At 40.9% G+C, this 22,681-nt stretch carries 21 protein-coding genes; 9 read left to right on the top strand and 12 right to left on the bottom strand.

Annotated features, from left to right (window positions below; translation table 11 throughout):
• Positions 1-49: 49 nt before the first annotated feature.
• Positions 50-1,666 (bottom strand): ABC-F family ATP-binding cassette domain-containing protein, encoded by a 1,617-nt coding sequence (locus JMN32_RS04885; protein WP_202855172.1) that lies wholly within the window; start codon positions 1,664-1,666, stop codon positions 50-52.
• A gap of 86 nt (positions 1,667-1,752) precedes the next feature.
• On the bottom strand, positions 1,753-3,075 hold the full coding sequence (locus JMN32_RS04880; RefSeq protein ID WP_202855171.1) for a DEAD/DEAH box helicase: 1,323 nt from the start codon (positions 3,073-3,075) through the stop codon (positions 1,753-1,755).
• Positions 3,076-3,336: 261 nt separating this feature from the next.
• Here JMN32_RS04880 and JMN32_RS04875 point away from each other — a divergent pair, with 261 nt between their 5' ends.
• Entirely contained in the window at positions 3,337-4,089 is a 753-nt protein-coding gene (locus tag JMN32_RS04875; RefSeq protein ID WP_202855170.1) for a carbon-nitrogen hydrolase family protein, read from the top strand.
• A gap of 62 nt (positions 4,090-4,151) precedes the next feature.
• Here the strand turns inward: JMN32_RS04875 and JMN32_RS04870 are convergent, their stop codons facing one another.
• Together JMN32_RS04870 and JMN32_RS04865 are read right to left on the bottom strand one after the other, a co-directional pair.
• Positions 4,152-5,585 (bottom strand): MATE family efflux transporter, encoded by a 1,434-nt coding sequence (locus tag JMN32_RS04870; protein WP_202855169.1) that lies wholly within the window; start codon positions 5,583-5,585, stop codon positions 4,152-4,154.
• Between the two features lie 127 nt (positions 5,586-5,712).
• Complete coding sequence (locus JMN32_RS04865) at positions 5,713-6,693, bottom strand: EamA family transporter (protein ID WP_202855168.1); 981 nt, start codon at positions 6,691-6,693, stop codon at positions 5,713-5,715.
• Between the two features lie 203 nt (positions 6,694-6,896).
• Between JMN32_RS04865 and JMN32_RS04860 the strand changes: the two genes are divergently transcribed.
• The 4 genes from JMN32_RS04860 to JMN32_RS04845 all read left to right on the top strand — a co-directional run bounded on the left by JMN32_RS04860 (position 6,897) and on the right by JMN32_RS04845 (position 15,219).
• Positions 6,897-7,880, top strand: coding sequence for an NAD(P)H-quinone oxidoreductase (locus JMN32_RS04860; RefSeq protein ID WP_202855167.1), 984 nt, complete (start codon positions 6,897-6,899; stop codon positions 7,878-7,880).
• Between the two features lie 181 nt (positions 7,881-8,061).
• Positions 8,062-9,270, top strand: coding sequence for a BaiN/RdsA family NAD(P)/FAD-dependent oxidoreductase (locus JMN32_RS04855; protein ID WP_202855166.1), 1,209 nt, complete (start codon positions 8,062-8,064; stop codon positions 9,268-9,270).
• 171 nt (positions 9,271-9,441) lie between these two features.
• Positions 9,442-12,765, top strand: coding sequence for a glycosyl hydrolase family 18 protein (locus JMN32_RS04850; RefSeq protein ID WP_449528499.1), 3,324 nt, complete (start codon positions 9,442-9,444; stop codon positions 12,763-12,765).
• Positions 12,766-12,849: 84 nt separating this feature from the next.
• On the top strand, positions 12,850-15,219 hold the full coding sequence (locus tag JMN32_RS04845) for an Ig-like domain-containing protein (protein ID WP_202855164.1): 2,370 nt from the start codon (positions 12,850-12,852) through the stop codon (positions 15,217-15,219).
• A 69-nt stretch (positions 15,220-15,288) separates the two neighbouring features.
• Here the strand turns inward: JMN32_RS04845 and JMN32_RS04840 are convergent, their stop codons facing one another.
• Together JMN32_RS04840 and JMN32_RS04835 are read right to left on the bottom strand one after the other, a co-directional pair.
• A complete protein-coding gene (locus JMN32_RS04840) occupies positions 15,289-15,885 on the bottom strand; it encodes a hypothetical protein (protein WP_202855163.1) in 597 nt (198 codons plus the stop codon).
• Entirely contained in the window at positions 15,885-16,676 is a 792-nt protein-coding gene (locus tag JMN32_RS04835; protein WP_238354355.1) for a metallophosphoesterase family protein, read from the bottom strand. Before JMN32_RS04835 ends, JMN32_RS04840 begins: the two co-directional genes overlap by 1 nt.
• A gap of 286 nt (positions 16,677-16,962) precedes the next feature.
• Between JMN32_RS04835 and JMN32_RS04830 the strand changes: the two genes are divergently transcribed.
• The 3 genes from JMN32_RS04830 (at position 16,963) to JMN32_RS04820 (ending at position 17,665) form a co-directional block, all read left to right on the top strand.
• Positions 16,963-17,178, top strand: coding sequence for a SpoIIAA family protein (locus JMN32_RS04830; protein ID WP_202855162.1), 216 nt, complete (start codon positions 16,963-16,965; stop codon positions 17,176-17,178).
• Entirely contained in the window at positions 17,159-17,335 is a 177-nt protein-coding gene (locus JMN32_RS04825; protein WP_202855161.1) for a SpoIIAA family protein, read from the top strand. Before JMN32_RS04830 ends, JMN32_RS04825 begins: the two co-directional genes overlap by 20 nt.
• A 141-nt stretch (positions 17,336-17,476) precedes the next feature.
• Positions 17,477-17,665, top strand: a complete 189-nt coding sequence (locus JMN32_RS04820) for a hypothetical protein (protein ID WP_202855160.1) — start codon at positions 17,477-17,479, stop codon at positions 17,663-17,665.
• A gap of 148 nt (positions 17,666-17,813) precedes the next feature.
• On the opposite strand, the gene JMN32_RS04815 is transcribed toward JMN32_RS04820, so the two are convergent.
• The 4 genes from JMN32_RS04815 to JMN32_RS04800 form a co-directional block, all read right to left on the bottom strand.
• Positions 17,814-18,176: a response regulator gene (locus JMN32_RS04815; RefSeq protein WP_202855159.1), complete on the bottom strand. Its 363-nt coding sequence runs from the start codon at positions 18,174-18,176 to the stop codon at positions 17,814-17,816.
• A gap of 210 nt (positions 18,177-18,386) precedes the next feature.
• Positions 18,387-18,641, bottom strand: a complete 255-nt coding sequence (locus JMN32_RS04810; protein WP_202855158.1) for a DUF2188 domain-containing protein — start codon at positions 18,639-18,641, stop codon at positions 18,387-18,389.
• A gap of 12 nt (positions 18,642-18,653) precedes the next feature.
• Positions 18,654-19,094 (bottom strand): DUF2267 domain-containing protein, encoded by a 441-nt coding sequence (locus JMN32_RS04805; protein WP_202855157.1) that lies wholly within the window; start codon positions 19,092-19,094, stop codon positions 18,654-18,656.
• Positions 19,095-19,479: 385 nt separating this feature from the next.
• On the bottom strand, positions 19,480-19,767 hold the full coding sequence (locus JMN32_RS04800) for a hypothetical protein (protein WP_202855156.1): 288 nt from the start codon (positions 19,765-19,767) through the stop codon (positions 19,480-19,482).
• Between the two features lie 421 nt (positions 19,768-20,188).
• On the opposite strand from JMN32_RS04800, the gene JMN32_RS04795 reads away from it, so the two are divergent.
• The gene (locus JMN32_RS04795) at positions 20,189-21,133 is read left to right on the top strand and encodes an ion channel (protein ID WP_202855155.1); all 945 of its coding nucleotides are present in this window, start codon (positions 20,189-20,191) and stop codon (positions 21,131-21,133) included.
• 62 nt (positions 21,134-21,195) lie between these two features.
• Here JMN32_RS04795 and JMN32_RS04790 read toward each other — a convergent pair whose 3' ends face one another.
• Entirely contained in the window at positions 21,196-21,816 is a 621-nt protein-coding gene (locus tag JMN32_RS04790; RefSeq protein WP_202855154.1) for a hypothetical protein, read from the bottom strand.
• Between the two features lies 1 nt (position 21,817).
• A complete protein-coding gene (locus JMN32_RS04785; protein ID WP_202855153.1) occupies positions 21,818-22,570 on the bottom strand; it encodes a hypothetical protein in 753 nt (250 codons plus the stop codon).
• Between the last annotated feature and the right edge of the window lie 111 nt (positions 22,571-22,681).

Below are 22,681 nucleotides of genomic sequence, written 5' to 3'. Positions count from 1 at the left end.
GAAATTAAACCATGCCAGCTAGTAGCCAGCATGGTTTAGTCTTATTTACTTAAGCCATCAGAGCTTCTCTTTGCGAAGCTACTTTTTCACTTGAAATATAATCATCATAAGTCATCAGCTTATCCATAAAGCCATTTGGAGTAATTTCAATGATCCTGTTGGCTACGGTTTGGGTAAACTCATGGTCATGGGATGTGAACAATACCGTGCCAGGGAAGTCTTTTAGGGCATTGTTAAAAGCAGTAATAGATTCCAGATCAAGGTGGTTGGTCGGCTCATCCAGAATAAGCAGATTGGCGCCGGCCAGCATCATACGTGATATCATGCACCTCACCTTTTCACCTCCGGAGAGTACATTACACTTCTTCAAGGTCTCCTCTCCACTAAAGAGCATTTTTCCCAGAAAACCTCGAATAAATATCTCATCCTTTTCATCATCAGAGTATTGTCTCAGCCAGTCAATGAGGTTGTCGTTACTTTTAAAGTATTTGTCATTTTCATTGGGCAGATAAGCCGTGGTAATGGTCTGGCCAAACTTAAACTCTCCAGAGTCAGCTTTTTCTTCGTCCATTAGTATGCGGAAGAGGGTGGTAATGGCTAAGCTGTCTTTACCGATGAAAGCAATTTTATCACCTTTATTGACAAAAATATCCAGGTCTTTTATTAGCGGACGTCCATCAATATTCTTGTTGAGCTGCTCGATTTGCAGTATCTGGTCACCTGCCTCGCGTTTTTGGTTAAATATGATGGCAGGGTAACGCCTGTTTGATGGTTGTATATCTTCAATATTGATTTTATCCAATAGTTTTCTACGGCTGGTTGCCTGCTTGGATTTAGATGCATTGGCACTGAAACGGGCAATGAACTCTTGAAGCTCTTTCTTCTTTTCTTCAGCCTTTTTGTTGGCAGATGAACGTTGGCTCAGGGCCAATTGACTTGACTGATACCAGAAGGTGTAGTTACCGGTAAACAGTTTAATAGCTCCAAAATCTATATCAGCAATGTGGGTACAAACCGTATCTAAAAAGTGACGGTCGTGAGATACAACGATCACAGTATTTTTAAACTCAAGAAGGAAATCTTCTAACCATGATACCGTATGGATATCCAGGTCGTTGGTAGGCTCATCAAGGATAAGGATGTCGGGATTACCAAAAAGAGCCTGAGATAAAAGCACCCTTACTTTTTGGCTACCAGTCAGATCTTTCATCAGGTTGTAATGTTCTGACTCATCTATACCAAGACCACTTAAAAGCGCGGCTGCATCAGATTCAGCGTTCCATCCATCCATTTCGGCAAACTCAGCTTCTAGTTCCGACGCTTTAATACCATCTTCTTCAGAAAAATCAGGTTTGGCATAGATTTCATCTTTTTCTTTCATAATGCTCCATAGCTTAGTATGGCCCATCATTACTGTATCCAGTACAGAGAACTCGTCAAACTCAAAGTGGTTTTGCTTAAGTACCGCCATCCTCTTGCCAGGTTCAATGGAAACATTACCTGAATTGGGCGTTATGTCTCCGGAAAGGATTTTTAGAAAAGTTGACTTACCGGCACCATTGGCTCCGATAACACCATAGCAGTTGCCTGCACTGAATTTGATGTTTACTTCGTCAAAAAGTACTCTCTTACCGTATTGAAGAGAAACGTTGTTTGCTGCGATCATACCATTCTCAAATTTAAGGCTGCAAAGTTAGCTAAATAATTACCCTTAAACTAAGAATACTTAAAATTGGTTCTGCATAGTTGTGATTACTTGGCTACCTGAATGCGAAGCTTTTGTTTTTTAACTTTTTGGTTGTTGACTTTTGGAAGAAGGGCCTTCACCATATTGCGTTTTACCGCAGCGTAGGCAAATTGATCTTTAACCTCTATCAATCCGAGATCATCTTTCTGTAGGCCTCCTGCTTTCAGAAATAGCCCAACAATATCGATTTTGTTAATCTTACTCTTTTTGCCCGCACTAATAAAAAGTGTTTCCCACTCAGGTTCGTCAGGTATTGGAGCATCGGCCGTCAAAGGCATTTCAGGTACGTCTTTGTGAATATAAGCCGGAATCTCATCGTTTTCTGTAGTTATCAGGTATGCAGTGCCACAGGCATTCATTCTTGCGGTTCTTCCGTTGCGGTGAATAAAGGCATCCTCCTTTGAAGGCAATTGGTAATGTATAATATGTCTGATCTGTGGAATATCCAGGCCTCTAGCGGCCAGATCAGTAGTTACAAGTAGATAATGACTGCCATTCCTGAACTTCAAAAGTGCTCGTTCACGTTCTTCCTGATCCATGCCCCCATGAAATATTTCATGGATGATACCTCTTTCAAAAAGCAGGTCACTGATTCTATCCACCGCTTCCCGGTGATTACAAAATACCAGCATGGGTTGAGCCCCAATATGACAGATCAATTGGAAAAGTGTTTCCAGTTTACTGGCCGAGTCAGTAGGTAAATGAACCAACTCAATTTTGGGTGCTGGGTGTTGTGAAAGATGATTGATCAATACAGGGTCTGAAAACTTAACAAAGCCCGGTATTTTTTTCATCTCCGTAGCTGAAGTTAGTATGCGACTTTTTAAATGTGGAATTCTTCTGATAATGGATTCCATATCTTCTTCAAAGCCCAATTCCAGAGACTTATCAAACTCATCAAGTATAATAGTGTGAATACTATCGGTTTCAAAGCTTCTTCTATTCAAATGATCTGCAATACGGCCTGGAGTACCAACCAATACAGAAGGAGGGTGTTGCAGGTTGTTTTTTTCGGTTTTAAATGAATGACCACCATAGCAACAGTTAATTTTAAAACCGGTACTCATGGCTTTGAATACTTGCTCCAATTGTATTGACAGCTCACGTGATGGTACAAGTATTAATACCTGCACTTTATCTAAATTAGGGCGTACCTGACCTAACACTGGTAATAAAAAAGCCAAAGTTTTACCAGTCCCAGTAGGAGCTAGCAGCATCATGTCTTTTTCTGATGTATACTGTTCAAGAGAAGCCTGCTGAATACTATTAAGTTTATCGATATTGAGAGGAGTGAGAAACTTCTCTATGTCAGTGTTGTTGATCTTCATCCCTCAAAGGTATAGAGATATGTACACAATACGACTCATTTTTCTCTATAGTGAATGATTAATTTGTAAATATTAGCCTGACTAAACTTTAAACGTTCGGTAAAGCTTACCGTTCAGAAGCACTGGCAGAGTATAATTTAGAATACAGAGTTCAGAGCATGAATTAGGACATACTTTGTGTCTTGAAAAGATAATTTTAACTGGTGGCTTTTAGATCGTGAAAAATCCTTTATTTCGCTCAGAAATTTAACGCTATTCATTATGATTATAGCTGCCGCTCAAACAGTTCCCGTAAGGGAGGATGTAATCACTAATCTGGAAAATCACTACAAGCTAATTCGTGAAGCATCCGAATATGGCGTTCAACTCCTCGTTTTTCCTGAGCTTTCTATTACTGGATATGAAAGAAAACTAGCCCCAGGAGTTGCATTTACTCCTGATGATAAAAGACTGAATAAGCTGCGTGAAATGGCAGAGCAACACCAAATGATTATTGTGGCAGGGGCACCGGTGAGTATAGGAGGTATTTTATTCATTGGGGCATTTGTCATTTTTCCAGATGGGAAATCATCCTTATATACCAAGCAATTTTTGCATGATGGGGAGGAGCAGTTCTTTGCATCATCCTTTGATCATGACCCTGTTATAAACCTGGAAGGTGAAACCATTCGTTTGGCGATATGTGCAGATATTGAGAATAAAAAGCATCTGGAGAAAGCTGTAGGTAGTGGTGCAACTCTTTACTTGGCCAGTATCTTTTACTCCCCTGGTGGTATTGAGGGAGCTCACCAATTATTGAGCAGATATGCCTATGCTTATCATGTCGCAATTCTCATGTCAAACTTCGGTGGCGATTCTTGGGGCAGTCACTCAGGAGGGCAAAGTGGTTTCTGGAATGTAGAAGGAGAACAGGTGGTGAAAGCTTCTGCTTCAGGAGAAGAGCTTGTTATAGCAGAAAGAGTAAATGGAAAATGGGAGGGAAAAGTAATTCAGCCTCATGGCAAAGCGATTTAGATAATTATAGGAAAAGTCGAAGACAACAGCATCGCGTAAAGAGCTGCCATCCCTTAAGGAACCTATATGGTTGCCAACTTCCAGCGACCTCGTTTAAACAGGTATAAAGTAAATAGTGCAACTGACGTTTCTGAAAAAAATATTCCCCAGAAGACTCCTGAATGCTCCCAACCTAATGTGATTGCCAGAAAATAAGACAAAGGAATTTGAATAAGCCAGAAAAACACCAGGTTGATCATTGTAGGCGTTTTGGTATCACCAGCACCGTTAAAGGCCTGTGTCGCAACCATCCACCAGCCATATACAAAGTATGAGTAGGATAGGATTTTGAGCCATTCCGAACCAATTTCAATGACCTCTTGGTCAGCAGTAAACAATCCGATCAGGGAGCGATTGTAGAAGAAATAGATCAGAGATACTGCGATCAAAAAGATCATGTTATAAAAACCAATCTTCCAAACGGCGGATTCTGCCCTGTCCGGGTTTCCTGCTCCCAGGTTTTGTCCTACCAAAGTGGCAGCGGCATTTGATAAGCCCCAAGCCGGCATAAGTGTAAAGAGCATAATTCTCATAGCTATGGTAGAACCAGCAACGGCTTCACTACTTATTCCTGCCAGTATGCGCATCAGAAATACCCAGGAAGTCATAGCTACTATCATTTGGCCAACGCCACCTAATGAGGTTCTAATTATACCGATCAGTATTTTTGCGTTCCAGGCTAAGTGTTTCATAGATACACGGATGTGTTTACCCCCTTTTATTAATGCCCATAGCTGGGTAGCTACTCCTATACCTCTACCAATGGTGGTGGCTATGGCAGCACCTTCTATGCCTAAGGCGGGAATTGGTCCAAAGCCAAGGATAAGAATGGGATCAAGTATAATGTTTATACCATTAGCTACCCATAACACGCGCATGGCTATGGCCGCGTCGCCAGCACCACGAAATACGGCATTGATAACAAACAAGAGAACGATGATAGCATTTCCACCCAACATCCAACGGGTATACTTGTAACCATAAGTGATGCTCCAGTCATCTGCTCCCATGAGCATCAGCAAATCTTTAGAAAAGAATATTCCTGCGACAGCGAATGGCAGGGAAATCAATAGTGCCAGAAAAATAGACTGAACGGCAGAGCGAGAAGCTTGTTCTTTGTTCTTTTCACCTGTTCGCCGGGCCACAGTTGCCGTAATGGCCATGGATAAACCCATAGCTACCGAATACAATAAGAATAGATAGGTTTCTGTTTGCCCAACAGTCGCGACAGCCGATGCTCCTAGTTTACCTACGAAATATATATCTACAACAGCAAAAGTAGACTCCATTACTAACTCCAGGATCATAGGAACCGCCAGCAAGAATATGGCTTTTCTAAGGCTTACTTGCGTATAGTCGGCTTCGGTGCCACGTACAGCATCCTTTAGTGCCTGCCAAACCGATTGTTTGCTAAGAGACTTTTGGTGGGGCGTAATGTTTAGGTTTTTGCTTTCCATTATACCTTGGTTAGTCGTTTAATGGTAAAAGTAGCCATTCCATCAATGATAAACCGGTGCAGTGTCTGACAAATTAGGGGCTGCTCGCGACATAATGTATTTTTTATATAAACGTAATTCGCGACTACTATGATTTCAATTTCATTGAAGCTTCAATTTCAGTGTCCTCTTCCTCATGGTTTTTCGATTGCACTTGGCTTCGGGTAATATTCACGAGTATGGCACTTCCAAGAATTACAGCCATACCGATGAGCTGGTTATTGCTGATCACTTCATCAGCCAGATACCAGCCCAGAACCACTGCTACTACAGGGTTAATATATGCATAAGTACCGACAATGGCAGAGGGCATTTTTGTCAACAGCCACGTATAGGTGATAAACGCAATAATTGAACCCGCAACAGAAAGGTATATAACGGATAACCAGCCCTTATAAGTAACATGGGCAAAGTTAAAATCGGAGAGTTCTCCTGTTGAGTAGCTAATAGCAACACATATGAGAGAAGCCATTAAGAGTTGCCATCCGAGATTAGAATATATTGAGCCAGGAGCAGGCTTTGTTCTGTTGTACAAGGTGCCGAACACCCAACAGACGGCACCCAGCAAGACTGCAGCTGAGGCATAGAGCTGTTGAGCTACATCATTTGAAAAACTGGATGAGTTGAGTGTGTCCTGAAATAGAAGCAATATACCAAGAAAGCCAAGTACAACTCCCATAATGATATAAGGATTTGAAAAGTATATTTTCCAGTTGCTCTTATCTATGATAACAAACCATATGGGCAACGTGGCTACTAATATTGAAGCGTAGCCTGTGGCGATGTATTGTTCCGACCAAATCAAAAGCCCCTGTCCGCCTACGAGTACAATCAACCCCAAAAAGGTATTTTTGAGAATAGACGAAGTTGATGGTAGTTTCTCCTTCTTAATCAAGCAATACCCGATCAGCATAACACCTGCTATGATAAAGCGAAGGGATGCCATTAAAAATGGAGGCAGTTCTTCCAGGCCAATGGCGATGATTAGGTAAGTTGTACCCCAGATAAGGTATATGGCAGCAAAGGATAATACAATAAGCAATTTACTTGAGTTTTGAAGATTTTGCATGGGTAATGGTAAATGACAAGGACTTAAAATGCAGTTGCAATATATTGATATTCAATGTATATAAACGAAATATGATATTGATGATTTCTAATCATATCCATTAAATAAATTCATCACGGAATAAATCGCATGGGTTGTTGCTTTATGCCAAGTACAGTAAGTTTATACAAAAGAAAGCTGATAGAAATAGAATAACTATAATTATGAAAGCAATAGTAATCACAAGCCCAGGCGGTCCGGAGGTGTTGAAAGTTGAAAACCGGGATATGCCAGAAATATCCGAGGGAGAGGTACTGATTGAAGTTAAGGCAGCAGGGATTAACCGACCAGATATATTTCAGCGTAAGGGCAATTATCCGGCACCTCCCGGAGTACCTGCCGATATCCCGGGGTTGGAGGTAGCGGGGATAGTTAAGGAAGCGAAAGGAGAGGGCTCAAGATGGAAGCCGGGAGATAAAGTTTGTGCACTGCTGGGTGGAGGCGGATATGCTGAATATGCGGTGGTCTCGGCAGGACAATGCCTTCCAATACCAGAAGGGCTTGACTTTGCAGAAGCTGCTTCACTGCCTGAAACGTTTTTCACGGTTTGGACAAATGTGTTTGATCGGGCAGGTTTTAAAAAAGGGGAAAATGTATTGGTTCATGGTGGTACTTCCGGTATTGGTGTGGCTGCGATCCAAATGGTGAAAGCCATGGGCGGAAAGGCTTATACAACCGCCGGGAGCAGTGATAAATGTAGGTTTGCCGAGGAAATTGGTGCTGAAAGAGCTGTAAATTACAAAGAGCAGGATTTTGAAGCAGAGCTGATGGCTGCCACAAATAATGAAGGTATCGACATTGTGCTGGACATGATAGGAGGAGACTATACGCCAAAAAATATAAATCTGCTTAGAACAGAGGGGCGGATAGTGATGATCAATGCAATGAAAGGAAGAGTTGCAGAAGTGGATCTGATTCAGGTGATGAGAAAGAGACTTGTAATTACGGGGTCTACGTTAAGGCCACGCGATAATGCTTTTAAACATGAGATAGCCCAAAAATTAGAGCAACATATATGGCCTCACCTTGCGAATAAAGCAATTAAGCCGGTTGTTTATAAGACCTTTCCTATAGAAGATGCTTCAGAAGCCCACAGACTGATGGAGAGTAGTAACCATATAGGTAAGATCATACTAAGCGTTGATTAAAGCTTTATGCCTTGATGTCGGAGTAAGCTTTGGCATCGAGCGACTTCTACATGAGTTCCTTTTATAAAGAGCCACTGAGCCTTATGAGGGTTTATATTGTTTTCCCGACGGGTAGTTTTCTTCTGCAATGTGTGGTTTTTGTGTAACTTATTAGCTTGCTTTAAGGTTGAATTTTTTGTGAATGGAAATAGCTATTATTGGCGGCGGAGCCGCAGGTTTTTTTGCAGCTATATCAGCGAAGCAGCATCACCCGGCCGCGGGTGTTACGATATATGAAAAGACGAGTAAGCTTCTGGCCAAAGTCAAGGTTTCAGGAGGAGGGCGATGTAATGTCACAAATGCCTGCTACAATGTTTCTCAACTGGTGAAGTTTTACCCAAGGGGATCGAAGCAATTAAAAAAAGCCTTTGGTAGTTTTTCTACCGGAGATACTGTCAATTGGTTTGAAACGCGTGGTGTGAAATTGAAAACTGAGCCGGACAATCGAATGTTTCCCATTACCGATAGCTCTCAAACTATTATTGACTGCTTAACACGGGAAGCAGGGAAATTGGGAGTGAAGATCATTCAAGATTTTCCAATACACAGTATTCAACCCGATAACTCAGGGTATAAACTGACAGGCAAGGAAAACCAAACCTTATATGTTGAAAAAGTAATCATTACCACCGGAGGTAGCCCCAAGCTTGAGGGGTTTAAATGGCTGGAGCAGTTGGGCCATGTTATAGAATCACCGGTACCTTCTTTATTTACCTTTAATATGCCAGAGGAACCTGTCAGGAAACTTATGGGTGTCTCGGTAAGCCATGTATCTGTGAGGGTACAGGGTACAAAATTGAAAGGAGAGGGGCCATTACTGATAACCCATTGGGGAATGAGTGGGCCGGCCATTCTTAAACTCTCAGCTTATGGTGCCAGGGTTTTATATCAGCAGAATTATAACTTCAAAATTCAGGTCAACTGGCTTGGTGATCATACAGAGACAGACATCAGGGAAGTGTTGTCTGGTCAGGCTGCTAACTATACCCGAAAGAAGATGCTGAATGCTAACCCCTTCAATATACCCTCCAGACTTTGGGATTTTCTGCTGAATAAGATTGAACTCAGGGAAGATATTACCTGGGGGGAGCTAGGCAAAAAAGGGCATAATAGGCTTATAAATATTCTCATCAATGATATCTATGAAGTTAGGGGCAAAACTACTTTTAAAGAGGAGTTTGTTACCTGTGGTGGTGTCAGCTTACAGGATGTAGATTTTAATACCATGCAAAGCAGGAAAATGCCCGGTGTTTATTTTGCAGGAGAGGTGCTTGATATTGATGGTGTAACAGGTGGTTTTAACTTTCAGGTAGCCTGGACAACAGGCTATTTGGCAGGGCAGCTAAAATAACGTTTTTGCTGTTTGTTAGGTAGTTTTGATAGTTTGTGGATGATTACTCTCCGCACTTAGCTACACTTTACCTCCATTCAGCTAATAAAGTTGGAATTAGATGTTGGTTTTGATAAATCATGACTTATTGGTGCTAACACACCAAGCGATTTACAACCTAAAACCAATATTATGACCAAATTGACCTACCAAAAATTATGTCTATTACTTAAAGTTTGCTTTAAGCAGCATTTACTTTTGGCTTTAATCTTTTTTATGGGACTCGGAACTGCAGTGGCCCAGGATTTTTCTGCTTCATGGACACAGGGGCAGCGACTTACACCAGACTTTACAGGAACGTTGAAGGTATCTAACCATACATCAACAACCATTGAAGACTACTATATTGAGTTTGAACTCGATCCTTATTATTCTCAGGTTACCAGTTATTCAGGTACCATTTCATCGTTAGGCAATAACAGGTACAAGTGGACACCACCTTCCTGGGGAGGAGGTACTTCGCTGGGAGCAAATGCCTCTGTGAGTATATCCGTTAATGCCAAGTATGTAGGTATATCCATACCACCATTTAATGGTACTATCCATGGCTCCAATATCAGTGGCTCAGGGTTTGAAGTAGAAAACCTGAGCCCATTGTTTCCTTCACCCTGCGGACAGCCACAGTGTGCCCCCGCGTCAGGCTATGATCCTTCTCAAAAGATTATTGCATACTATATTTCATGGGGTGTATATGGAAGAAACTTTCATGTTCAAAACATACGAGCAGACAGGATGACGCACATCAATTTTGCATTTGCCAACATTAACCCATCAACCTACGAGATTGTAGTGGGTGATCCGTATGCTGATCTGCAAAAGGAGGGAGGAAGTTTTGATAAGCTTTATCAACTAAAGCAGTATTACCCGCACCTGAAAACACTGATATCTGTAGGAGGGTGGACATGGTCTACACATTTCTACGAAGCAGCAGCAACAGCCGCCAACCGTCAGGCCTTTGCGAAGTCTGTTAGGGAGTTTTTAGTGAAGTATAAGTTTGATGGTGTAGATCTTGACTGGGAGTATCCGGGAGGCGGAGGAAATGATGCCGGTAAAGGTGGCCCTGAAGATGGAGTCAACTATACCAAACTGGTACAGGCCATCCGTGCGGAACTTGATGCTCAGCAAGCCATTGATGGTAACTACTATTACATCACCGCTGCACTGGGAGCCGGTACTTCAAAGATCGATGCAATGGATGTTCCAGGTTTTTTTGATGTGGTGGATTGGGCCAACATCATGACGTATGATATGAATGGCGCATGGGCGAATTACACCGGACATCATGCACCTTTACATAACAGTGCCGGTGATGGCGTAGGGACTCACCCTGATGGAACTCCAATTATAGATCCTAAATTCAATGTTAACTCGGCCATTACACACTACTTGAGCAAGGGAGCTCCTGCCAGTAAGATTACTGCGGGTTTGCCTATTTATAGCAGAGAGTGGCGTAATGTACAGGCAGGAGATTCTCATGGATTATACCAGCCTTCAACGGCTACTCAGCCACCTCCAGGCTCTTGGGATGAGCCGGGGCAGCCTTCAGGGGTTCATGATTATAAAGACCTGGTATCAAGTTTTATCAACAAAAATGGGTATACCCGTTATTGGGATGATGTAGCGAAGGTACCTTACTTGTATAACCCTAACCAGATGGGGGGGCACTTCATTTCTTATGAGGATAATCAGTCTTTGGGCTATAAAATTGACTATATACATGGTAATAATCTCGCAGGAGCCATGTATTGGGAGTCTACACAAGATGTGGCTTCCGGATCTAATTCCCTTATAGATAAGATCTACGAAGGTATCATGGCAGGTGGGTGTGCTCCAAACTGCCCTAATACCTCACCTGTGGCAAGCATTTCAAGTCCTTCAAATGGCAGCAGCTTTGAGCAGGGTACAGACATTGTTATTTCTGCAACAGNTCCTTCAAATGGCAGCAGCTTTGAGCAGGGTACAGACATTGTTATTTCTGCAACAGCATCAGATGCTGACGGTGTTATTTCAAAAGTGGAGTTTTATGCCGGACAAGCAAAACTAGGGGAGGACCTTAGTGCTCCTTACAGCTATACCTGGACTAACGCACCATTAGGTGCTCAAAGCCTTACTGTGGTGGCTACAGACGACGATAACGCCGCAACCACTTCAGGAATAGTAAACATCACGGTGAATGAACCTGGCTCTAACGTGGCTCCGTCGGTATCTGTTACCAGTCCTGCAAATGGAGCTACCTACGTTGAAGGTACAACTTTAACTATCAGTGCAGATGGCTCAGATACTGATGGAACAGTTGTTCTTGTAGAGTTTTATGCAGGTACTACTAAACTTGGAGAAGATACAACTGAACTATTCAGTTATACCTGGAGCGGTACAACAGCCGGTAATTATGCTCTTACAGCCAAAGCTACCGATGATGATGGGGCTTCTACCACTTCTGAGATTGTAAATGTTACAGTAGAGACTTCCGACGGAGGGGATTGTGCCAATTTACCACAATACGTGGCGGGCACCGGCTATACTCAGGATCAGGAGGTAAAGAACCTAAATAAAAAATTCAAATGTGATGTTCCTGGCTGGTGTTCATCCAATGCAGCATGGGCTTATGAGCCAGGAGCGGGTCAATACTGGCAAGATGCCTGGACACTGCTAGGTGAGTGCGGAGGTGGTGATCCGGGTAATACTGCTCCAAGTGTATCCATTTCGGCTCCTGCCAATGGCGCTGAATTTAACGAGGGAGATGATATCATGTTTACTGCTTCTGCCAGTGATAGTGATGGTACGGTAATTAAAGTCGAATATTTCTATGGAAACACAAAAATTGGCGAAGCAACGTCCAGTCCATTTACAGTTACCTGGGCTGGTGTAAATGCCGGTACCTATACCTTAACAGCCAAAGCTACGGACGACGATGGGGCTACGGCCACAAGTGCGCCGGTATCGGTTTCGGTAACTTCCGTAGGAGGAGGAGATTGCGGAGGGCTACCAGTATGGTCGGCTTCTGAAGTTTATACAGGAGGTGCTCAGGTGCAGTATAACGGCAATAAGTATCAGGCCAATTACTGGACGCAGAACAATAACCCTGAAGAGTTTTCTGATCCTCATGGACACTGGACAAAACTTGGAGCCTGTGGCAGCGCCGTAGCAAGGATAGCTTCTGCAGGAAGTGCTAAAGTTTCTGATAAGGCAGACTTTGATTCCTTCGCGTTGAAGCAAAATTATCCAAATCCCTTCTCAGCGTATACCGTTATTGATTTTTCCATTTCTCAAGAGGCAGATGTTTCTCTTGTGATCTACAACAGTCTGGGAGTGGAAGTAATTAGAGTGGTGGACCAAAAACTTGAGGCAGGACAGTACCATTATGAATTGAGTACTACCAGTCTTCCTGGTGGACTATATCACTGTCAGTTAAAAGCCGATAGGCGCATGATGACCCTGAAAATGTTTAAAAAATAACAGGGTAAGCTTCTGATTTTCAGGGCTGGCCTATACCGGTCAGCCCTGCATTAATTCATTCATGTACAATTTGATAAACTAACTATGCAATATATTTCTAAATATAGATTGGACCACTTTGCCGTGGTGCTAATATTAATATTTGCCATTTTGATGTCGTCTGGTCAGTTATTGGCTGGAGAGCTTGATTGTAATGGTGTGTCTGTATGGAGCGCTTCCCAGGTTTATACTGGTGGGGAAGAGGTACAATATAACGGTAATAAATACCGTGCGAACTACTGGACACAAAATAACAATCCTGAACAGTATTCTGATCCTTATGAGCACTGGACCAATCTTGGCCCATGTGGTGGAGGCGGAACTAATCAGCCTCCCTCGGTTTCCCTGACCTCTCCGGCAAATGGTGCCACATATACTGAAGGGGATAACATACAAATCCAGGCTACTGCTTCGGATTCAAATGGCAGCGTTTCGAGGGTAGAGTTCTACCAGGGATCAACAAAACTAGGTGAAGACAATACTTCACCTTATAGCTTTACCTTGAATAATGCTAGTGTCGGCAGTTTTACCTTCACCGCCAAAGCTTTTGACAATGAGGGAGCCAGTAAAACTTCGTCTGCCGTATCGGTAACAGTTAGCGGCTCTGGAGGAGACAGTTGCTCTGGATTGCCTCAATATGTAGCAGGGAATGTTTACAGTCAGGACCAGGAAGTACAAAATATAAATAAAAAGTATCGTTGTAATGTGCCAGGTTGGTGCTCTTCAAATGCTGCGTGGGCATATGCTCCGGGTGAAGGCCAGCACTGGCAGGATGCCTGGACATATCTGAGTGAGTGTGGAGGCGGAGGTGATGACAATGAGAACCCATCAGTTAGCATTACTTCTCCTGTAAATGGAAGTACCTATACTGCTGGTGATAATGTGACCATTACTGCTAACGCTTCAGATACTGATGGTACCGTTTCCAAGGTTGAATTTTTCAGGAATGGCTCGAAAATAGGTGAGGATACTACCAGTCCCTATGAAATAAACTGGGTCAGTCTGGCCGGAAATTATTCACTTACTGCAAAAGCCACTGACAATGATGGAGGAGCAACAACTTCTGAGTCAGTGTCTATAATCGTGGAATCTACCGGAGGAGGTGGGGGAGACCTGCCCAAGCGACTCATGGTAGGTTATTGGCATAACTTTAATAATGGCTCGGGTACTCTTAAACTCAGAGATGTTTCTGATAAGTGGGATGTCATCAACATAGCTTTTGCAGAACCTTCTACTCCGTCTGGCTCAAATATGACCTTTACGCCTGATCCCGCTATTTACCCATCTATTCAGGAGTTTAAAGATGACGTAGCTTTGTTAAAGAGCCGGGGTAAAAAGGTGCTGATATCCATAGGAGGTGCTAATGGAGCGATAGATGTTAGCAGTAGTGCTGATGCACAGGCGTTTAGCAGTAGTATGATCAGCCTGATCAACGAATATGGCTTCAGTGGTATGGACATTGACCTGGAAGGAAGTTCATTGTCTTTGGTATCGGGTGATACGGACTTTAGAAACCCTACTTCTCCCAAGATCGTCCATTTCATAGCCGGAGCGCAAACCGTAATTAATAGCTTCAGTTCCGATTTTATCCTTTCTATGGCTCCCGAAACTGCCTTTGTGCAAGGTGGGTATAGTACTTATGCCGGGGCATATGGGGCTTATTTACCAGTCATTTATGCTTTCAGAAATCAGATGGATTATATTCATGTACAACACTATAATTCTGGCTGTATGCTAGGTCTGGATGGTAGGTGTTACTCACAAAGCACACCTGATTTTCATGTAGCTATGGCTGAGATGCTACTTCAGGGGTTCCCTGTGGCAAGCAATCCAACAAGTTTTCCTGCATTAAGAGCAGATCAGGTGGCTATAGGGCTTCCGGCAGCTCCTGCAGCAGCGGGTGGAGGCTATACTACACCGGCTAATGTGTACAAGGCGTTGGATTATCTTATCAAAGGCACTCCTTTTAGAGGAAACTATACTTTGATCAACTCAAGTGGTTATGCCAATTTCCGAGGATTAATGACCTGGTCTATTAACTGGGATATTGCCAATGGTTATGAGTTCTCTAACAGTTATCGGCCATACCTGGATGCACTTGATGCTGCATCTATAGCACGAATTGCTTCCGAAGAAGAACAACCTGTTTCGGCGGTAGATAAGGCTATTGGTGGATACCCTAATCCCTTTGTTCATGGGGCAACCGTTGACTTTCATGTCGAAAGGAGTGGCTATACTTCCCTTGTGGTTTATGATAATGTAGGAAAACGAGTGACGGTATTTATGGATGGCGTTTTGGAAAGCGGACATCACTCTGTTGAGTGGAATGCAGGGACAATCCCTTCAGGGGTTTACTTCCTGCAACTGACTGCAGAAGATGGTAAGGTCACCAATTATAAAATGTATAAAGAATAAGGGCTGACGTTGCTTGATTTACCCTTATGAAACCCGGGTGGAAGAGTAGCATCTTCTCCCGGGTTTCTTTTAATCTAAACGTAGTTTTACACCCAATGCCAGGCTAAATATATCAGAGACTTTGAGTGTTTTGGGATTTTGAATATAGCTCAAAAACTCGAGGTCATAAGTTCCCAGCTCATAGTAGAAATCAAATGATTTAATACGTTGTTGCTCTCCTATATTCATTTGTATTCTTCCTCCCACAAAGGCTCCAAAACGTAATGATGTGGCCCACCAATAGTAACCTTTTGGGTATTCGTTAGGGAGTAAGGTATCAAATTGACTCCCAAATGAGTAACTCAGATAAGGGCCAATGGAAAACGGTATCACCGTATACTCTTCATTTAAAGCAATTTTCCAGGGTGAATAGGTCATTTTGGTAGATATACTTACGATATGGTCCCCCCCAATACTTTTTGGTAAAAAACCTACATAAAGGTCTGTCTCAAGTTTTTCCTTACCATGAAGATAGCCTGTGCCAACAGAGAGGAAACCTATGTTGCCAGCAAACTGAGTTTTTACGTGATCGGGGATTAACCAACTTTTTCGGGTAGTACTACTATCCTGAGCTGTAGCGACGAAAGTGCAGGTAATTAAAAGAAATATAAAAGTCAGCTTTTTCATTAGTAATTAACGGTTTCTATATGGGCCTCATTTGTAGTTAGGGTAACTATGGCATAGCCTGCTTTTTGAGTAGTGGTGGTTACAAAGTAGCGCACACCGTCATCGTAATACTCATCATCAGCAAAAGAATGCCGGTGGCCATGAAGGGAGAGTATGACATTAGGATCATTGGAAAGCATTGTAGCATATGCTTCTTCCAGATCAGGATCAAAATCTCCATCAAAAGGAGGGATATGAGAGATTACAATTACTTTTTTATTATCGGGGTTATCTTCAAGCTGATTTTGGAGCCACATCAAGTCTGGTACGGTACCATCAAATTCATATTCGCGCGAGTTGGTGTTTAGCATAATGAACTTGTAGTTCCCATACTCGAATGAGTAGTCCAGCTTTCCATATATTTCGTTATAAACCTTTCTTCCATTGGCGAGCAAATCATGATTTCCTACCACGGTAAGGTATGGAAACTTAGCTTCAGACATGAGTTCATGAATCCATTGAAATTCTTTGACCAGGCCAAAGTCTGAAATATCTCCGGCATGTACCACAAAATCGATACTGTCATATTGATTAATGCTTTTGACAAAAGCTTTTGTTTCGTCATAAAATCGCTGAGTATCCCCCATTAGAGCAAACCGTATAATGTTAGAAACAGGTTTTTTCTGAATTTGAGCAATATTTTTTGCTGTAAGATTCTTTTCATCATCATCCAGGATAATCTGATTCGGGTTATACTCGAAACATGCAGAGCAAATTAAAATCAGTACAACAGATGGGGCTATATTTTTCATTTTCTATTTTCTCAGACTATCATTAAAACGACAGGTGAATTAAATGGTTTGTTTTTTTTAGGTTCCGTTGCCCTCCATTTTTATTAACGGAAAACATAACATCAAGGTAATCTTAGGCCATCAATATGATTATAAAATGAAGTGTGGTGTTTTTCCAGTACCTCAATAGCATGCAAAGTCTACTTTTAGGCACTTACAATGAAGTATTAGGTGAAAAAGCAAATCAGGTCATATCAAACCGGTATGGTTTTTTACATTTTTAAATGAAACCAATAAAAATAAAGCCATGATTGAAATATTAACCAGTAACCATGATAATACTGTGGCTATCCGTATGAGCGGAGAGCTTACTGGCAGGGATTATACCCCCATAGTAAATCTACTAGAAGATAAGATCAGGAACTATGATAAAATTAATCTGTATTGTGAAATTGAGGAATTGGAGGAAGTAAAGGTGGGAGCTGTTTGGAAAGACTTAAAGTTTGATATTAAGCATTTTTAATGACTTTGAACGTGTAGCTATAGTGGGAGATAAGCAATGGCTGGAGTGGGGAGCGAAGTTTGCAAAACCATTTACTTCCGCAGAGGTAAAGTACTTCGATATGTCAGAAAAGGTAGAGGCTATGCAATGGGTGATTCTCGAGTCTAATGTACACTGAAAGTTTGAATAGAGGTATTGTTTTAGCAGAATGAATGCAATTCCAGGTGGTAGAATATTTCCATTCGTGTGTAAAGTTTTCTACATAATAGAATTCAATGACTTGGTAGTAGAAGCAGTAATCTTCCCAAAATAAATAAAAATGCTATTTCAAGTTCCTAATAGTGAAGTCATGGCGAAAATAGCATTTACTGCTATTTCAAGTGCTAGTGGCAGTAACCTGATGGGAAAGCCAACTGTTACCAATCGCGGTGAAGAACAAGTAAAATTTGATATAAATGTTGAGAATGCTAAACTCGGGAAGTATACCATTCACATTCATGAAAAGTGATTGTAGTACTGAAGATGCGAAATCGGTGATAGGATAGGCTATGGTGTTATTGAAATTCGTACTAGAATAACCATTGGATCAGTTAGGGCATTGCCTAACTGATTTTGATGGATTTATGATTGAAGAATAGTACATAATAATAACAGGCTTATGCAGCGATGTGATCATTAATTGTGTCTACAAGCTCTCTGATCTCAAAAGGCTTAGTGATAAAACCGTCTGCTCCACTACGCTGTGAAATCATTTCAATTTCGTTATTGGCAGAGAGTATAATGACTGGGATATTTTGGTATTTAGCAGATTTTTTAAGCATTGCAGTGGTTTGCTCACCACCCATCTCTGGTATCCACAGATCCATAATGATGAGATCAGGAGCGTGACTCTCTATTTTTTCGGGCACTTCTTCGCATGTTGTGCATATAAATACTTCAAATCCTTTGCCTGCTAGTATTAAAGAGACTATTTCTGTTATATCAGGGTCATTGTCGCAGAGTAAAACCTTTTTCTTCATCTTCTACTTTTATATCCTTTTCAAAAAGTAAAACCAACTTGGTGGGCTAAATTGAACAATAGAATTTTAAAAACTAATGCAGCAACAATTAACCCTTGCTTAAAGTTATACAGAAATTGAGGTAATTTTAATTCTGACATGGTTTAAAAAAATGATAATGGGTTACCTTGACAGCATTATCAAATGGAGCCATGCAGTTTCTTTTTTGATTTATATTGATGACCATGCTTCATAGCTGATTGGGTCGGAGAACCGTGGAAAAATTCTCTTCTCGATCAGCTCGCCATGCTCTGAGTAAATCAGAATTTGAGCAGGGAGATGCGTTTTTGCCAATGCTATTGCCTTGCTGATGGCTTCTTCTTTGGAGCTGCTGGTAACACCACTGCCATAAAGAGGGTTATTTACGGTTACCCTCCATTCATTAGCGTGTTTTCTTACATAGTATGAGTATTCTAGTGTGTCCATAGGTTTTAAAGTTTATGCTGCTTTGTACATTGCTTCTTCTATTTCATTTTTAATAGGATATTTTAAAAAATCATGAGATAGAAAGTGGATATGCCTGTCGAGCATTTTTATAGTTGTAATAATGGCATTTAAAGCCATTGACTCTCCTGAAATGACCTGTTCTACGTGTGCTTTATCATTATGCATTACAAATTCTACAAAGCTATCAAGACAGTTGATCTCAACTTTGTTTGCCTTTAATCTCCAGTCCGATACATAAATGATTTTGATGCTGTCAGGTAGCAATTGTATGAGATCAGCAGATTCAGAATAGGTAAGGCTACCGCGAAGAGTGTGTAATACCCGTCCGATAAGTTTACCTGCTTTAAAATTGCATTGTACCTCTAATGCCTTCTTGATCTCGTTAATATATCCCTCATCATTTTTAGCCAGTCTGTTATAGTCTATTTCCATAGGTTAATTGTCATCGTGTTAATTCAAGCAATTTTACTTTTTGTAGCTTAAAATGATGCCAAACTATTTATTTTGTTTTAAATCACTGATAATCATTGATTTAATTGTTTAGTTGAGGTTTAACAAAATCAATAAGTGTGGAAATGGAATCAAACCCTGTGGAAAATTGCAAACGATTGCGATGTTAGTTTAAACACGTATCTAAAAAGGCATGGTGAAAACACTCCCAGGCTTAAGTAGTGTGTATTGAGGCTTGACGATTGGTGAACAGCGTCAATGGAAACAATGCCACAAATTAACAGGCTATTTTACAAGCTTATAATTCGTGGCATTGTTAAGTGTGGTTATCTCAATATACGTTAAAATCTAATGTTATGCAATTACATCATTTTAGTCCACTAATCAGGCGGCTACCAAATCTGCCTGCAGGTTGGGGAATGCAGCTATCATAAGCAGAATTTTTATCTTCATGGTTCTTTCTGTTATCTATTCCCATCATTTCACATAAGCTATAAAGCCTTTTCTTTTTCTGCTGTATTTCTTTTATATAAACATCTATGGAGGCTTTAGCTTCCTCATTATGGGCTAAAAACTTCCGTAGCTTATTTTCCTCAGAGTTGAGCAAAGTTATCTGATCCTCTATCATTTGGTCTGGTTGTCTTTCTTTAAGCATGGGCACAAATGTTAAATATTTACAAGTCAACTGACGATAATTTTTATCTCAGGTAATCTTGTATATAAAAAAATAATACCAATTGCTCTTACCTCTTTTATAGAAGTGTCAGGTGCATTGAATTGTAGAGAAATGTATACACAAACTGTGGCAAATTTCTGGTGCTGGTGGCTTCAATCTACGGTTTTAAATCTAGCAGTTGATATAAGTTTAACATCATGATTACTTAAATTTATAAGTTGATCAAGCAGAGAAATGCAAAATTTCAAGCGTGAGTGATTGAAGAGAAAGCATAATCAGATGATAGTTTCTCAGGAACCTAAAAGGCATAGTTTGCTGGAGATCGTCATGATATTATTAGAAAGGAAAGAAGTTGCTTATTTTCTTTAATTTTCAACTGAATAAAATTCTGCTTTAGCAAATGGCAAACTCAAAGCAAACACGTGATCCAGGTGTGGGTACCCAGTATACTATTAATTCTAAAAGAATTATTAATCAGGACGGGTCTTTTAATGTAATACGATCTGGATTAAGGGTAAGCACACGAGATACATATCAGTTGATGATAAAGATGTCGTGGAGTCGCTTTTTTCTTGTTGTATTTACTTTTCTGTTAGTAGTAAATGCTGTTTTTGCCTTGGTTTATACTCTTATGGGGGTTGACCAGCTTGGAGGTCTAAGGGGCGGACATTTTTACGTTAGGTTTCTTGAAGCCTATTACTTCAGCTTTCAAACCTTTACTACAGTGGGGTATGGAGGGGTTCATCCTATAGGGCATTGGGCTAATATTGTGGCATCTTTTGAAGCGGTCGTAGGGTGGATGTGCTTTGCCATTATAACGGGTATGTTATATGGTAGGTTTTCGAAGCCTTCTGCCAGGCTGATGTATAGCAAAAAGGCATTAATTGCACCATACAAAGATGGGCTGAACAGCCTCCAGTTTAGAATTGCCAATATGAGAAACAGCAATCTCATGGAAATGGAAGCCACTGTTATGTTGGTTACCGTTGAGAGGCACAAAGATGGAAAAAGCATATTAAAAAGAAGCTATATCAATCTTGACCTTGAAAGAAATTCTATTCTGTATTTTCCACTTAACTGGACAGTGGTGCATGTAATAGACGAGAAAAGCCCGCTTGCTAACAAAACTAAAGAGGAAATGGAAGCGATGGATGCGGAAATATTGATCATGATCAAAGGTTTCGATGATACTTTTAGTCAAGTCGTGCATTCGCGTTACTCTTATAAGTGCGATGAGGTTTTTTGGGGAGGTAAGTTTGCTTCTGTTTATGAAACACAACCTTCTGGTGATACCCTGATGGACTTTACCAAGATGAATGACTTTACAGATGTGGAGCTGAATTGATAGGACTTCAAATAAAAAATGAGGCTAGCCTCATTTTTTATTTGAAGTTGGAGTGGCTTATGCTATATGGCCCCGGATACGTAGATGACTCCATATACCCATCCCAGATATAGGGTGGTATAGGAGAATCCGTAATAAAAACTCCTTAACAGGTTTCCTTCACACTTTCTGGATTTACTAAAAACAAGCTTTAATGCCCTGATAAAGACCCAATAGATGACTGCAACCAAGGCTATCCATGCAAAAGAAAGAATAAGCTCTGCAAGAAACAGAAAGAGTATAATTCCAATAGTTACTAATATCCAGACTACAATAGAAATCAGTATTCCGGCGCAGGCATCATCTCCATCGAGTTCAACAGGTAAGTCAGGGCTAAAGTTAACGTCAGTCCACGAAGAGCTACCTCTCCATGTAAATTTCAGTTTATGAGATAGGTCATCATATATATTGAAACCATTGTATAAACCGACGGTCATAAATGTGAATAGAGCTACACATAATATCGATAAGGATATCAATGAGTTTTCTATTATAGTACGGTGATTTGACAGGCCTGTTAAATAGACAATTAGAATGGTAACCACTAAAGTTGCCAACGCAGCGATTAAAACTGTTTTTCCAAAAAAGAGCTTTCGTGAAGTTTTAACTCTGGATGCTGCCGGTCTTGATGCCTTCAGTGCCATACTACTTCAGTTTGATCCGGATCTCTGATTGGTCATCACTTTGCATAGCTTTTATGATGTCATATTTCAGCGTGACTGATCTATCAGACCTCTCTATGATTTCATAATGCGTAACATCAACCTTGTCAATTTTTTTTGGGAAGTTCAATACAGTTATAATGTTCATCTCCTGAAGCATAAGGAGAGCTAGTGCATTGGATTCGTCACTTTCGGGTTTATCTAGATATTCTACCGTTCTGACAAAGGACTTTGAGGTTACAGTTATTTCAGTTTTTGTCTTTCCTAGCGGGTTTTTTTGTTCATTTTTCTGGCCGTTTTCTTCGACCATATCCATGAACGAAATGAACTCATCACTATTGCTAAAATCAAACTTAATACCAGTTTTAATGAAACCTTCTTCTCGGCTTCCTTTCATATACGCTGTAGTTTTACCAACCATTGACATGATCTTTGGGTCATTTTTCATTTCAGGGGTAAGGTTAGATTCCAATGAAATCACAGAATCTATTTTATCAGGGTAATCTTTCCATATCATTTCCTCAACCTTAGCTGCAAGTTCAGCACTGTCCAGTTCTTCTCCGCCCTGGCTTGCAAGCTTTACTGTACTTTGCATCATTTTTTTCATCATGGGTACGATGTCGGTAGATACTTCATACGTGCCATCTCCACCTTTGTTAAAGGTGATCTCTTCCCGTACTTCTCCACAAGAGGCCAGAAGTATTAGGCTTGCAAAAAATAATAGTGATAGTTTCATAAAGTATATTTTAAATATTTGTGGCTGCAATATATGTTTAGGTAACGGGTTTTAAAACCCTTGTTGTCAATTTTGAAGTTTTGTAGAAGGTATTAATTAAGGTTCCTTGCG

This window comes from Fulvivirga marina (assembly GCF_016775155.1).
GTDB classification, from domain to species: domain Bacteria; phylum Bacteroidota; class Bacteroidia; order Cytophagales; family Cyclobacteriaceae; genus Fulvivirga; species Fulvivirga marina.
The sequence above is the reverse complement of the archived record's forward strand: the minus strand, read 5'-3'. Positions and strand labels throughout refer to the sequence as shown.